Below are 12,797 nucleotides of genomic sequence, written 5' to 3' on the forward strand. Positions count from 1 at the left end.
CTCGTCCGCGAACGAGAAGTACAACAGATGGTTTCTATCGTTTCTAGAATCGACAGTTATGGAACTGCGCCACCTGCGCTACTTCGTCGCCGTCGCCGAGGAAGCCAACTTCACCCGCGCCGCCGCGCGCCTGCACCTGGCTCAGCCCGGCCTGAGCGCCCAGATCCGGCAATTCGAGCGGGAACTCGGGCAGCCGCTGCTGGACCGCGGCGGGCGCACGGTGACGCTCACCGAAGTCGGCGCGGCCGTATTGCCGCACGCCAAGGCGGCTTTGGCCGCGGCGCAGCGCATCGCCGACACGGTGGACGAGTTCACCGGCCTGTTGCGCGGTCATGTGCGGGTCGGACTCATCTCCGGCGCCGCCCCCGAGGAATTCGATGTCGCGGCGGTGCTCGCCGATTTCCATCACGACCACCCTCGGGTCGCCATCAGCCTCACCGAGGACACCTCCGAGCGCATGCTCGCCGCGCTCGGCCGCGGTGAACTGGACATCGCCCTGGTCGGCCTGAGCGGCGCGGATCTCGGCCCCGGGCTCGGCAAGCAGGTCGTGCTGGACACCGCGGTGGTCGCCGCCGTCGCCGCCGACGACCGCGACCACGGCGCGACCATCCCGCTCGCCGCGCTGCGCGACCAGCCGGTGATCTGCCTGCCCGCGGGCACCGGCGTGCGCGGCGTGTTCGAACGTGCCTGCGCCGCGGCCGGATTCGAGCCGCACGTGGCGTTCGAAGCGGCCGCGCCGCCCCTGCTGCTACGACTGGCCGCGCGCGGACTCGGCGTGGCGGTGGTGCCCGCGCTCACCGCGGCGGAGGCCGCCGCGCACGGGGTGCGGACGCTGCCGATCGTCGAGCCGGAGCTGCGCGGACGACTCGCCCTCGTCTGGCGCACCGACCATCCCGCCGCGCCCGCCACCAAAGTTCTCCTTGGTCAACTTCGCATCGCGCTCGGCGATAGTCCCGGCACCCGCCGACAACCGCGTCCGGAAAATTCGGAGAATACTGGCGAGTAATTTCCACTGAGCCGATCGCCACCTACCCGAGTGGCGAACTCGCCGATCATCCGGCACCATCGACGGCACTGCCCGCTCCAGTCGACGCTTCCATTGACACTGGTCAACGCACTTGTCAGGGCAAGTTGAATCTCTAATTGCACGAATTACCCGTCAGCGGAAAACGAACCCGAAATTCGCGTCGAATGCGCTGATAGCCCCCTGGACACAAAGTGATTCAAAGGGGCATCATATTCCTTATCCGGTGCCGTTCGTCGGGGGAACGTCAAAGGAAATCGGCAAGGATGATTGGAGTCCAATGTTTATCAAGAAATTGGTGGCAACCGCGTTCATGGCCATCGCGGCTACCGGTATAGCCACCGCTACCGGACACGGGGAGGCAGGTCTGGCGGACGTCAGCTTCAGCGGCACGGACGGCGCTGTCGGCTACACGACGACACTGGCGGCCGATCACTCGAGCGCCTCGGTGAATCTCGCTTCCGGCAAGTTCGCCATCACGCCCGACGCGGTCACAGTTCTAGCCGATGACGGCGCGGTCGTCGGCTCCATCCCGACGACGTTCGGGCAGTTCGCCGTCTCACCCGTGGTCAACGCCGCAGGCACCCAGCTGTCGCTGACACCGATCGGCGGACCGACGACCGAGGCGGTCAACTCGCAAGACCTGCCCGGCGTGCAGCAGGCCTGGGGACCGATCTCGATCGCAGTCGGCGCAGCCATCGGCTGCGCGGTCGGCGTCGCGATCGGCATCTGGTTCTTCCTGGTCGGAGCCATCCCCGGATGCGCCATCGGCGCAGCGGTCGGCGCCACCCTCGGCTTCTTCTCACCGTTCCCGTGACAGGTAGCCGAGCGGAATAACCGATGACAACGACAAGCGGGCCGGGCGTGACGCCCGGCCCACTGCTGTCGGCACCCGATGGAACCGCGAATGAACACCCCGCGGTGGAACCGCGAAAAAGGACTCAGAGCAACCGCGACAGGAACGCCTTGGTCCGTTCGTGTTTCGGATCGCTGAGCACCTCGCGCGGCGCTCCCGCTTCCACCACCACGCCGCCGTCCATGAACACCAGCTGGTCGGCAACCTCCCGGGCGAAGCCCATCTCGTGCGTCACCACCACCATGGTCATGCCGCTCTCGGCCAGTTCGCGCATCACCTGCAGCACCTCGCCGACCAGCTCCGGATCCAGCGCCGAGGTCGGCTCGTCGAACAGCATCAGCTTCGGATCCATGGCCAGCGCCCTGGCGATCGCCACCCGCTGCTGCTGACCGCCGGACAGCTGGGCCGGATAGGCATTGGCCTTGTCGCCCATGCCCACCCGATCGAGCAGCTCGTGGGCGCGGGCCACGGCGTCGGCCTTGCGCACCTTCTTCACCTGCGTCGGCGCCTCGATGATGTTTTCCAGCGCCGTCCGGTGCGGGAACAGGTTGAAGTGCTGGAACACCATGCCGATGTCGCGGCGCTGTTTGGCCGCCTCGCGCGGGTGCAGTTCGTAGAGCTTGTCGCCCTTCTGCCGGTAGCCGACGAGCTCGCCGTCCACGTACAGCCTGCCCGCGTTCACCTGCTCGAGGTGGTTGATGCAGCGCAGGAAGGTGGACTTACCGGAACCGGACGGTCCGATCAGACACAGCACCTCACCGCGCGCCACCTCCAACGAGATGCCCTTGAGCACCTGCAGCGCGCCGAAGTTCTTGCAGACCCGGTCGGCGACGATCATCCGCGGGGCCGAGTCCTTGTCCATGGAGACCGTCATTTCGCCTTCACCACACTCTGCGCGTCGGCCAGTTCCTGCAACTGCTTGGCGGTCAGCTGCCGGGACGCGCCGCGCGAGTAGTACCGCTCCAGATAGAACTGGCCGACCATCAGCACGCTGGTGATGGCCAGATACCAGGTCGCGGTGACCAGCAGCAGCGGAATCGGCTGGAAGTTCACGCCGTAGATGTCGCGGGCCCGCCCGAACAGGTCGGTGCTGAGCGGGATCGCGGTCACCAGCGAGGTGGTCTTCAGCATGCCGATGAGCTCGTTGCCGGTCGGGGGGATGATCACCCGCATGGCCTGCGGCAGCACGGTGCGCCGCATGGTCTGGGTCCAGGACATGCCCAGCGCGACCGACGCCTCACGCTGACCCTCGCCAACGGAATTGATGCCCGCGCGGACGATCTCGGCCATGTAGGCGGCCTCGTTGAGACCGAGTCCGATCACCGCGAAGGTGAACGCGGCCTGCAACTCCTGCACGTCGAGTTCGAAGAACTGCGGCCCGAACGGCACGCCGAGATGGATCTGCTGATACAGCGAGGGCACCAGGCCCCAGAACACCAGCTGCACGAAGATCGGTGTGCCGCGGAAGATCCAGAGATACACCCAGGCCGTGGAGCGCAGCACCGGATTCGGCGACAGGCGCATCACCGCGAGCACCGTGCCGAGGACGATCGCGATGGCCATCGCCAGCACGGTCAGCTCGAGGGTGACGACCGCGCCCGCGACGATGCGACTGTCGAACAGGTACTTCCAGTAGGTGCCCCACTGGTAGGCGTCATTGGTGGCGGCGCCGTAGACGAACAGTCCGAGCAGCACCAGGATGACGGCGGCGGCGATCCAGCGCCCCGGCCTGCGCAGCGGAACCGCTTTGATCGGTTCGGGTTCGGACGGCGCCGGGACGCCGCCGGGCCCGGGATCACCGGGCACGACGGTGGTGTCGGTGTCGGACATCCGTCAGCTCACGGCCCCGTTGATCACCGACTCGGTGATCGCGCCGTCCTGCACGCCCCAGTTCTCGGTGATCTGCTTGTACTGGCCGCTCTTGATCAGGTGGTTGACCGCGGCCTGCAGGACCTTGGCCAGCGGCGAGCCCTTCGGCACCGCCCAGCCGTAGGGGGCGGAGTCGAACACCGGGCCGGCGGTCTCGATCTTGCCGTTGCTCTGCTTGATGGCGTACGCGGTCACCGGGGAGTCGGCCGACATCGCGTCGACCTGGCCGAGCACCAGCGCGTTGGTCGCGGCGCTCTGCTCGTCGAACGGCTTGATATCGATGGCGGGCTTGCCCTCGGCGACGCACTTGGCGCTCTTGGCGGGCACCTCGTCGGTGTGCTCGACGGTGGTGGCCTGCACCGCGACCTTCTTGCCGCAGGCGTTGTTCGGGTCGATCGGCTTACCGGTCTGCTGGGCCCACTGGATGCCCGCGCTGAAGTAGGTGGTGAAGTCGACCTGCTGCTCGCGTTCCTTCGAGTCGGTGATCGAGGACATGCCGACGTCGTAGGTACCGGCCTGGATCGCCGGAATGATCTTCTCGAAGGCCGACTCCACGTACTCCGCCTCGATACCCAGCACCGAGGTGACGGCGTCCATCAGGTCGACGTCGAAGCCGACGATCTTGCCGCTGGCGTCCTTGTACTCGTTGGGCTGGTAGGGCACGTTCACGCCGATGACCAGCTTGCCGGACTGCTTGATCTTGTCGGGCAGTTGATCGGCGATTTCGGTGACCTTGTCCACCTGCACCTTGGAGACCGCCGGTCCGGTGTCTTCGGTGTTGGTGGTACAGCCCGCGAGCACGAGTGCGGCGCCGGTGAGCGCGCACATCGCCCGCAGGGCCCGCCTGCCAGGCTTGGATCGATCAGACACAGCAGCCCTCCACATTTCGGTTACGAGAAACCCGGGTGTTACCACCCGTTTGGCAATCTAAGCGACCGAGACGTTTCGTGCTGGACAGTAATGGAATTCCACATCGGGTCGTTGCGGACTCCACCCGGTACCGGCTGCCGGTGCGCCGACCGGACACCATACTCCGGAGCCTCACAAACGGCCCGTGTGGGTAGCCACATAATTGCCCGTCCGGCGAAAGACTTATGTGCTGGTGGCTTCCGCGCGTCACATCGGCACGCGGCCGGGTATCGAAACCTTGGTTCAGGAATCGAGTTCGACCGCGAAGGCCGCGGGGCCGCCCGTGGTGGCGGGAACGGAGGCGTCGACCGGGGCGGACCCGGTCGTCGTCGGCGCGGTGGACGGATCGGCGCCCGGAGCCACCCGCACCAGGTTCGCCGCCGCGGTCTTGAACAGGGGCTGTTTGGACGAGGGGTCCCAGTCGGTGGGGGTGAGTTCGTTCGCGGCCCGGTCGTGGGCGCCGTCCCCGTGATCCCAGTAGCCGTAGTGGAACGGCAGGAACAACACGCCGGGGCGGATGCGGCCGATGCGGGCGCGGGCCCGCACCGATCCACGTCGCGTCGTCACCGCCACCAGGTCGCCCTCGCCGATCCCCGCGCGTTCGGCGTCGGTGCGCGAGATCTCGACCCAGACCTCCGGCGCTGCCGCCTCCAGCTGCGGTGCGCGGGCGGTCTTCGTCCTGGTGTGGAAGTGGTACAACGTTCGTCCGGTGACCAGCGCGAACGGATGGTCCTCGGTGGGCGTCTCGCGCGCGTGCACGTAGTCGGCCGATTTGATGATCGCCTTGCCGTCCGGGTTCAGCGCCCGGTACTCGGCGGGCTCCACGGGCTTCCCGGAGAGCAGGTCCTTGCCATAGGACTCGCACTCGTCGGGCGCGCTCCAGAACCGCCCGTCGGTATAGAGCCGCTCGGTGCCGTCCGGATGCGTGCTGTCGCAGGGCCATTGGATGCCCGAGCCCGCCCGCAACCTCGCGTACGTCAGGCCGCTGTAGTCGCACGGACGTCCGGCCGTGCACGCCTTCCACGCCTCGAACGCCGACTCCGGATCGTGCCAGTGGATCAGCGGGCCGCCGTCCCGGTCGCGAAAGTCCATGCGGCGGGCGTAGTCCAGGAAGATGTCGAGATCGGACTTCGCCTCTCCCGGCGGGTCGACGGCCCGCTCCGAGAGGTGCACGGTGCGGTCGGCGTTGGTGAACGCGCCGGTCTTCTCGCCCCACGCCGCGGCGGGCAGCACCACATCGGCCATCGCCGCGGTCTCGGTCGGGAAGATGTCCTGCACCACGAGAAACAGGTCCTCGCGCGCGAGGACCGACCGGACGCGCGCCAGCTCCGGCAGGGACACCGCCGGGTTGGTGGCGCTCACCCACAGCATCCGGATATCGCCCTGCTCGGCGTACCGGATCATCCGCATGACGTGGGTCGGCGGTCCGGAGTGCGGGATCCGATCCGGATCGACCCGCCACCGCTCGGCCAGCTCGGCGACGTGCGCGTCGTTGGCCCAGTTGCGAAAGCCCGCCATGTCACCGTCGGCGCCGCATTCGCGGGTGTTCTGCGCCGTCGGCTGACCGTTCATCTGCAATACGCCGCAGCCGGGCCGCCCGAGCATCCCCCGGATCAGGTGGATGTTGTTGACCTGCACCGCCGCCGCGGTCGCCTGATGGGATTGGTAGAAACCCTGGAGCACCGTGGACAGCAGCCGCGGCGCGGTACCGAGCAGGCGGGCCGTTTCGCGGATGTGCCCGGCCGGAACACCACAGGTCCGTGCCGCCCGCTCCGGGAAGCATTCGCTCACCCGGGTGCGCAATTCGTCGAAGCCGACGGTGTGCTCGCGGATGTACTCGTGATCCACCCACCCGTTGGCGATGATCTCGTGTAGCAGGGCGTTCATCAGCGCGACGTTGGTGCCGGGCAGGGGCGCGAGGTGGACTGCGGCGTGCTCAGCGACCGGGGTGTAGCGCGGGTCGACGCACACGATCGCGGGCGGGTTCGGTCCGGCGAGCCGGTCGAGGATCCGCGCCCACAGCACCGTCTGCGTCTCGGCGACGTTGTGCCCGAACAGCGCGATGACGTCGGCGTGGTCGACGTCGGTGTACGAGCCGGGCTGGCCGTCGCAGCCGAAGGACTGCTTCAGCGCCTCCGCGGCCGTCGCCGTGCAGAGCCGGGTGTTCCCGTCGACGTGGTTGGTGCCGATGCCCGCGTGGGCGAGCACGCTCAGCGTGTAGTACTCCTCCAGGAACAGCTGGCCGGAGGTGTAGAAGCCGATCGCCGAGGGCCCGTGCCGCTCGAGCAGGCTCTCGCTGTGCCGCACGATGCGGTCCATGGCCGTGTCCCAATCGGTCTCGACCAGTTCGCCGTCGCGGCGGACGAGCGGGCGGGTCAGGCGATCGGGCGACGCATTGGCCTGCCAGGCGAACAGATCCTTCGGTCCGAGCCTGCCGCGGTTGACCCGGTCGACCGCACGGCCGCGCACCCCGACCATCCGGCCGTCCAAGACCGCGATGTCGAGCGCGTCGCCGTTGGAGCTCATGACCGAGGCGGACGGCACCCACCGCTGCACGGCCTCGGGTTCCACGCCGTCGGCCAGATACATGTCGACCCGTTCGGGCCACTGCTGTCCGGCGGCGTAGGCGAACCTTCGCCCCCAGGGGTCGGCGATTCGATCTCGGGTCTCCATACCGCGCGCGTACCCGCCGAGGGACGCGGCACGCCTGAACTGCGGCGACATCTCGCACGGTGGTTTGAACCGACCGCCGCGTGGTACTGCGGCCCACGTCCGACATCTCCGGTGGTGAGGAGTGGCCATGCGCGTCGTCGTGGTGGGTGCTACGGGCAATATCGGCACCTCGGTGGTCTCGGCGTTGGCGGCCGAACCGGTGGTGACCTCGATCGTGGGGGTGGCGCGTCGCGCGCCGTCGACCCTGCCGTCCGGGATGGAATTCGCCGGCGCCGATGTGCGCATGGACGATCTCGGCCGGGTCTTCCGCAACGCCGACGCCGTCGTGCAGCTGGCGTGGCTGTTCCAGCCGACGCACCGGCCGGAGGTCACCTGGCGCGCCAACGTCATCGGGACCCAGCGGGTGCTCGCCGCCGCGGTGGCCGAAGGCGTACCCGCCGTGGTCTGCGCCTCATCGATCGGCGCGTACTCCCCCGCGCGCGACGACGATCCGGTCGACGAGTCGTGGCCCACCGACGGCTGGCCACTCGCGGCGTACACGAGGGAGAAGGCCTACGTCGAGCGCGTGCTCGACGCGTTCGAAACCGAGCATCCCGAGACACGGGTGGTGCGCATGCGGCCGTCGTTCGTCTTCCAGCGCGCCTCGGCCAGCGAGCAGCGCCGCCTGTTCGCCGGGCCACTGCTGCCGCACCCGCTGGTCCGCCCGGGAACTCTTCCGATCCTTCCGGTGCCGCGCGGCTTGCGCATGCAGGCGCTGCACAGCCACGACGCGGGCCGCGCCTTCGCCCGCGCCGCCGTCACCGACGCCCGCGGCGCGTTCAACATCGCCGCGGACCCGGTGCTCGACCGTGCGCGCCTCGGCGAACTCTTCGACGCAAGGACCGTGGAAGTGCCGGCGAGCACGGTCCGCGCGGCCCTCTCGACAGCATGGCGGCTGCGCCTCGCGCCCACACCGCCCGGCCTCTTCGACGCGCTGCTGCGACTGCCGATCATGGACACCGGCCGCGCGCGGACCGAACTGGACTGGACACCGCGCCACACCGCCGTCGAAACGCTGCGCGAGGTGCTGGACGGGTTCCGCGCCAACGCGGGCGGCGACACTCCCCCGCTCGCGTCGGACGCGGGCGGACGGTTCCGCATCAAGGAATTCGCGTCGGGAGTGGGCGGTCGCGATCCGGTCGACGTGTGGGGCGTGCCCGCGCACTAGGATCAACGCCGTCTCGCGATCGCGCGACGTGGCAGGCGACCAGCGAGCCTCGATCTCGCAGGTTCATGCAATCAGGAACGTAGCGTCGTCACGAAAGCAGCGCACGCGATCCCCCGCCAGCAAATCGTCGTCAGCGATGCCCGGCCAACGTGGTGATCACCGGATCGGGCTCGGGCTCCTGGGCCAGGGCGAACGGCGTGAGCGGCAGGATGTCGTCGGTGTCGACCAGCGTCGCGATATGTTGCAGCACAACGCCTTCGCGCAGCGCCCACGGGCTCACCTCGAGGCGTTCGATGTTCAGCGCCGCCATCGTGGCTTCGGCGACCATGGCCCCCGCGAGGATCTGGCGGGCCCGCGGCTGGGAGACGCCGCGCAGCTGGGCGCGTTGGCGCGCGGAGAGCTTCGCGAGGCGGCGCGTGATCCGGCGGGCTTGGGCCTGGCGCAGCTCGCGGGTGGCGAACGGCGACACTCCTCTATGTGTTCGCGCAACAGGCCGACCTCGTGTAGATCGGGCGGATCGCCGCGCAGGTACGCGCGGGTCAGTCGTCCGGCGCCGAGCGGTAGCGAGAGCGCGAGCTCCGGTTCGTCGTCGCGGCCTAGGGCCAGTTCCATCGAGCCGCCGCCGATGTCGAGCACCAGCAGCGGCCCGGCCCGCCACCCGTACCACCGGCGCACTGCCAGATAGGTCAGTCGCGCTTCCTGGGCGCCGGTGAGAAACTGCGGGCGGATACCCGCGGCCCGCTCGACGCCGTCGAGCACCGACTCCCGGTTCGGCGCGTCCCGGATCGCGGCGGTGACGAACGCGTAGAAACTCTCGATCTCGTAGCGCCGCGCCGCCTGCAGGATGCGGGACACCGCGGTCGCGGTCCGCTCGATCCCGGCGTCGCCGATCTCCCCGTCCGCGTCGATGTCCTCCGCCAGCACCACCGGTTCCTTCAGCGCCCGGATGGGCAGCGGCGGCGCGCCGGGCGACGCGTCCACGACCAGAAATTGCGCCGAGTTCGACCCCAGATCCAGAACACCGAGCCTCACCCGGAGGCACTACCCGGTCCCCGCTCGTTTACACCGCTCCGACCGGCGCGCATGCGCCGACACAGGGCGCAGCCACCGCTCCCCACGGCGCGCGACACCCTCGACGACCAGCTCTCCCTCGGCCCGCTGTGGCGCGGCGGCAGCGAAACAACGCGGGCACGCCGGTGGGCGCCACGCACGAGCGCGGGTTGCCCGCGGTGGCGTCGCATGCGACGCGCCGGAGATGTCCGGTTTTCCCTCTACACTGGGCGCGTGCGTGTTCGACGGCTGATCGCCCTGTCCTTCGTGGCCCTGCTCGCCCCACTCGGCGCTGCCGCCTGCACCGTGGAGGGGCCCGGCACCAAGTCCGAGTGCAATGTCGGCGGGTGCACCGTGACCTTCACCCGCGGCGTGGACGCCAAAGCCAATATCCTCGGCATCGACGCGGAACTCGTCGCGGTGAACGGCAACACGGTCACCCTGAAGATCGGCGGCCAGCAGGTCGACGTCCCGGTCGGTGAGACCCAGCCCGCCGAAGGCATGAACGTCACGGTCCAAGAGGTGACCGACGAGAAGGTGGTCGTCAAGATCGCCTCGGGGCTGAACAGCGGCAACTGAGGCCGCCCGCCGGGTTCAGCGGCGGTGCACCCGCGCGCACACCTGCTCGGTGAACTCCGCCGTCGAGGCCTGACCACCCAGATCCGCGGTCGCGATGCCCGCCGCGAAGGTGGCGGCGACCGCCCGTTCGATGCGGTCGGCGGCGTCGCTCGCCGCGGCGTCCGCGTCGCGAGTTCCCAACCAGCGCAGCAACATCGCCGCGGACAGCTGTAGCGCCACCGGGTTGGCGCGGTTGTGTCCGGCCAGCGTCGGCGCGGCGCCGTGCACCGCCTGCGCCATCGCGCGGGTGGCCGAACAATTCAGCGAGGCGGCCATGCCGAGCGAACCGCTCAGCTCGCCCGCCAGATCGGACAGGATGTCGCCGAACAGATTCTCGGTGACCAGCACGTCGAAATCGCCCGCGGCGCGGACCAGATGCGCGGCCGTGGCGTCCACGTGCTCGTCGTCCACCTCGACGCCGGGGTAGGCGCGCGCCACCTCGTAGCAGACGTCGCGGAACAGTCCCATGGTCATCGGCAGCACGTTCGCCTTGTGCACGATGGTCACCCGCTTGCGGCGGGCCGAGGCCAGGCGGAAGGCCTCGTGCGCGATCAGCTCGCAGGCCCGCCGGGTCACCACGCCGACGGCCATGGCCATGTCGCGGGTCGGCTGGAACTCGCCCGACCCGGCGAACATATTGCGGTCGGCGTAGAACCCCTCGCTGTTCTCGCGCACGATCACCAGGTCGATATCCGGCGCCGCCGACCGCACACCGGGAAAGGCGCGGGCCGGGCGGATGTTGGCGAACAGGCCGAACTGCTTGCGGATCGCGCCGCCCGGCGCCACCGCGCCGCGATGCTCGGCCGGATAGGACGCGTTGTCGTGCGGTCCGAGGACCCACGCGTCGAGTTCCTCGAGCCCGCGCAGCGTGTGTTCCGGCAGCGCGGCGCCGAACTCCTCGATGGCGCGGTGACCCATCGGCAACTCCACCCACTCCACCGCGGGCGCGCCGGCCGCCGCCAGCGCCTCGTCCACGACCACCCTGGTCGCGCGCACCACCTCGGGACCGATCCCGTCGCCCTCGATCAATCCCAGTCGCACCGCTGTCCTCGCTAGCTTCACCGGGCAATCCTCTCGCCGACGCCTCGCCGCACCGGAACCGGCCCGCGGCACCGGCCGCGCGGCTACGTTGGAAAGATCATGGTGCAGTCGGTCGAATTGCTGGTGGACGACGCGGCCGAGGCGGAGATTCGGCGGCAGTGGGCGCTGCTCGCGGAGGCCGGACTGCCGAGTGTCACGGCGAAGGCGATCGAGACCCATCGCCCGCACATCACGATCGCCGTGGCCAGACAGATCTGGCCGCGCATCGACCACGCACTCGACCAGCTGATCTTCCGGCCATTCCCGGTACGGCTCGGCGGGGTGCTGGTGTTCGGGGCGCGGCACCCGATTCTCGTTCGGCTGGTGGTTCCCTCCGAGCAACTGCTCACGCTGCAAAGGCGGGTCTACGACGTCGTGTCGCCGTGTCCCGGCGCGCCCGCGAACCTGCGACCGGACGCGTGGACGCCGCATATCACGCTGGCCAGGCGGGTATCGGTCCGGCAGCTCGGCACTGCGGTACACGCCGTAGCCGCCGACCGTGATTTCCCCGCGACCATCGTGGGTATCCGGCGATGGGACGGCGACCAACGGCGGGAGTGGCCGGTGGCCCGTGGAAGATAAGAGACGAGCCCGGCGTTACAGCTGGCAACATTCGAACGAGAGGACGTCATGGCCACCCAGACGCTGACCCAGCAGAACTTCGATGAGGTAGTCACCGGAAACGACGTGGTACTCGTCGATTTCTGGGCCGAGTGGTGCGGTCCGTGCAAGAGCTTCGCGCCGACTTTCGAGGCCTCCTCGACCAAGCACCCGGACGTCGTCCACGGCAAGGTCGACACCGAATCCGAGCAGGGCCTCGCGGCCGCCGCGAACATCCGCTCCATTCCGACCATCATGGCGTTCCGCGAGGGTGTGCTGGTGTTCGCACAGCCGGGCGCGCTGCCCCCGGCCGCGCTCGAGGATCTGGTCACCCAGGTGAAGGCCCTCGACATGGACGAGGTCCGCAAGCAGCTCGCCGAGCAGCAGTCCGCTTCCGAATAGGCCGAGCCGACGGATCGGGCCGGGCACCCCCAGCGGGGCGCCCGGCCCGTCGTGCTTTCAGGAACCGAGTCGGTTGATACCGGAAATCATCGCGCGGACAATGGATTCGGCGCCGTCGTCGGCGACCGCCGCGCCCCACCCGCGCTTGCCGTCGAGTTCGCACCGGACGAAGGTCGCGGTGCCGCCCGCGGTGCGGCGCTGGTGGAACTGCAAGATCTCCACGGGGTAGCCCTCCTCGTAGAGAGCCGAGGTGAGGGCGGCGACCGGGCTGCCGGTGGTGGCCACCGTGCGCAGGTGGTCGGCGAACTCGAGCGTCGCGGTGCACTCCGCGTTGCGGTGACCGCCGGCGAATTCACTGAGCCGGACCGGACCGGTGTGCCCGCAGTAGCGGTCGTAGAACTCCGTCGGCGTCATCCCGGCGGCTTCCGCCCGCAGCCCCTTGGGCGCGGCGGCGATGAAAGTCTGCGTATCAAGAGTGAGCATGGTCATTGTGAGGTAGGTCTTCCCGA

The 12,797-nt window shown here is 69.2% G+C and carries 13 protein-coding genes and 1 pseudogene; 6 read left to right on the plus strand and 8 right to left on the minus strand.

The features are described from left to right. Window positions 1–58 precede the first annotated feature (58 nt). The gene (locus tag T333_RS32910) at window positions 59–1,006 is read left to right on the plus strand and encodes a LysR family transcriptional regulator (RefSeq protein ID WP_355004088.1); all 948 of its coding nucleotides are present in this window, start codon (window positions 59–61) and stop codon (window positions 1,004–1,006) included. Between the two features lie 244 nt (window positions 1,007–1,250). After that, complete coding sequence (locus tag T333_RS32915; protein WP_355004089.1) at window positions 1,251–1,841, plus strand: DUF8020 domain-containing protein; 591 nt, start codon at window positions 1,251–1,253, stop codon at window positions 1,839–1,841. 124 nt (window positions 1,842–1,965) lie between these two features. Here the strand turns inward: T333_RS32915 and T333_RS32920 are convergent, their stop codons facing one another. From T333_RS32920 to T333_RS32935, 4 genes are all read right to left on the minus strand, one after another. Next, window positions 1,966–2,718 carry an amino acid ABC transporter ATP-binding protein gene (locus T333_RS32920; RefSeq protein ID WP_355004164.1) on the minus strand — a complete coding sequence of 251 codons (753 nt, stop codon included), beginning with the start codon at window positions 2,716–2,718 and terminating at the stop codon, window positions 1,966–1,968. 32 nt (window positions 2,719–2,750) lie between these two features. Next, complete coding sequence (locus tag T333_RS32925; RefSeq protein ID WP_355004090.1) at window positions 2,751–3,710, minus strand: amino acid ABC transporter permease; 960 nt, start codon at window positions 3,708–3,710, stop codon at window positions 2,751–2,753. 3 nt (window positions 3,711–3,713) lie between these two features. Further along, window positions 3,714–4,634, minus strand: a complete 921-nt coding sequence (locus T333_RS32930) for an ABC transporter substrate-binding protein (protein ID WP_496426921.1) — start codon at window positions 4,632–4,634, stop codon at window positions 3,714–3,716. Between the two features lie 267 nt (window positions 4,635–4,901). Then, the gene (locus T333_RS32935; protein ID WP_496426922.1) at window positions 4,902–7,331 is read right to left on the minus strand and encodes a molybdopterin oxidoreductase family protein; all 2,430 of its coding nucleotides are present in this window, start codon (window positions 7,329–7,331) and stop codon (window positions 4,902–4,904) included. Between the two features lie 127 nt (window positions 7,332–7,458). Here T333_RS32935 and T333_RS32940 point away from each other — a divergent pair, with 127 nt between their 5' ends. After that, window positions 7,459–8,538: an NAD-dependent epimerase/dehydratase family protein gene (locus T333_RS32940; RefSeq protein ID WP_496426923.1), complete on the plus strand. Its 1,080-nt coding sequence runs from the start codon at window positions 7,459–7,461 to the stop codon at window positions 8,536–8,538. Window positions 8,539–8,668: 130 nt separating this feature from the next. Here the strand turns inward: T333_RS32940 and T333_RS32945 are convergent, their stop codons facing one another. Together T333_RS32945 and T333_RS32950 are read right to left on the minus strand one after the other, a co-directional pair. Continuing rightward, window positions 8,669–9,007, minus strand: a complete 339-nt coding sequence (locus tag T333_RS32945; RefSeq protein WP_355004093.1) for a Ppx/GppA phosphatase family protein — start codon at window positions 9,005–9,007, stop codon at window positions 8,669–8,671. Between the two features lie 56 nt (window positions 9,008–9,063). Continuing rightward, a pseudogene (locus T333_RS32950) lies at window positions 9,064–9,570 on the minus strand (Ppx/GppA phosphatase family protein); the annotation flags it as partial. A 252-nt stretch (window positions 9,571–9,822) separates the two neighbouring features. Between T333_RS32950 and T333_RS32955 the strand changes: the two are divergent. After that, window positions 9,823–10,167: a hypothetical protein gene (locus tag T333_RS32955; RefSeq protein ID WP_355004094.1), complete on the plus strand. Its 345-nt coding sequence runs from the start codon at window positions 9,823–9,825 to the stop codon at window positions 10,165–10,167. A 15-nt stretch (window positions 10,168–10,182) separates the two neighbouring features. Here T333_RS32955 and T333_RS32960 read toward each other — a convergent pair whose 3' ends face one another. Continuing rightward, the gene (locus tag T333_RS32960) at window positions 10,183–11,268 is read right to left on the minus strand and encodes an isocitrate/isopropylmalate dehydrogenase family protein (protein ID WP_355004095.1); all 1,086 of its coding nucleotides are present in this window, start codon (window positions 11,266–11,268) and stop codon (window positions 10,183–10,185) included. Window positions 11,269–11,346: 78 nt separating this feature from the next. On the opposite strand from T333_RS32960, the gene T333_RS32965 reads away from it, so the two are divergent. Further along, window positions 11,347–11,868 carry a 2'-5' RNA ligase family protein gene (locus tag T333_RS32965; protein WP_355004096.1) on the plus strand — a complete coding sequence of 174 codons (522 nt, stop codon included), beginning with the start codon at window positions 11,347–11,349 and terminating at the stop codon, window positions 11,866–11,868. A 48-nt stretch (window positions 11,869–11,916) separates the two neighbouring features. Further along, a complete protein-coding gene (trxA, locus tag T333_RS32970) occupies window positions 11,917–12,288 on the plus strand; it encodes a thioredoxin (RefSeq protein WP_355004097.1) in 372 nt (123 codons plus the stop codon). A gap of 57 nt (window positions 12,289–12,345) precedes the next feature. Here trxA and T333_RS32975 read toward each other — a convergent pair whose 3' ends face one another. After that, window positions 12,346–12,771 (minus strand): 2-isopropylmalate synthase, encoded by a 426-nt coding sequence (locus tag T333_RS32975; RefSeq protein ID WP_357256073.1) that lies wholly within the window; start codon window positions 12,769–12,771, stop codon window positions 12,346–12,348. Between the last annotated feature and the right edge of the window lie 26 nt (window positions 12,772–12,797).

It is taken from the genome of Nocardia sp. CNS-044, assembly GCF_059570515.1.

Excerpts from the sequence above, each read along its gene's own strand:
- T333_RS32930 (WP_496426921.1), bottom strand. The coding sequence starts at position 4,634 with ATGTGGAGGGCTGCTGTGTCTGATCGATCCAAGCCTGGCAGGCGGGCC.
- trxA (WP_355004097.1), top strand. The coding sequence starts at position 11,917 with ATGGCCACCCAGACGCTGACCCAGCAGAACTTCGATGAGGTAGTCACC.
- T333_RS32940 (WP_496426923.1), top strand. The coding sequence starts at position 7,459 with ATGCGCGTCGTCGTGGTGGGTGCTACGGGCAATATCGGCACCTCGGTG.
- T333_RS32975 (WP_357256073.1), bottom strand. The coding sequence starts at position 12,771 with ATGCTCACTCTTGATACGCAGACTTTCATCGCCGCCGCGCCCAAGGGG.
- T333_RS32935 (WP_496426922.1), bottom strand. The coding sequence starts at position 7,331 with ATGGAGACCCGAGATCGAATCGCCGACCCCTGGGGGCGAAGGTTCGCC.
- T333_RS32910 (WP_355004088.1), top strand. The coding sequence starts at position 59 with ATGGAACTGCGCCACCTGCGCTACTTCGTCGCCGTCGCCGAGGAAGCC.
- T333_RS32925 (WP_355004090.1), bottom strand. The coding sequence starts at position 3,710 with ATGTCCGACACCGACACCACCGTCGTGCCCGGTGATCCCGGGCCCGGC.
- T333_RS32965 (WP_355004096.1), top strand. The coding sequence starts at position 11,347 with ATGGTGCAGTCGGTCGAATTGCTGGTGGACGACGCGGCCGAGGCGGAG.
- T333_RS32920 (WP_355004164.1), bottom strand. The coding sequence starts at position 2,718 with ATGATCGTCGCCGACCGGGTCTGCAAGAACTTCGGCGCGCTGCAGGTG.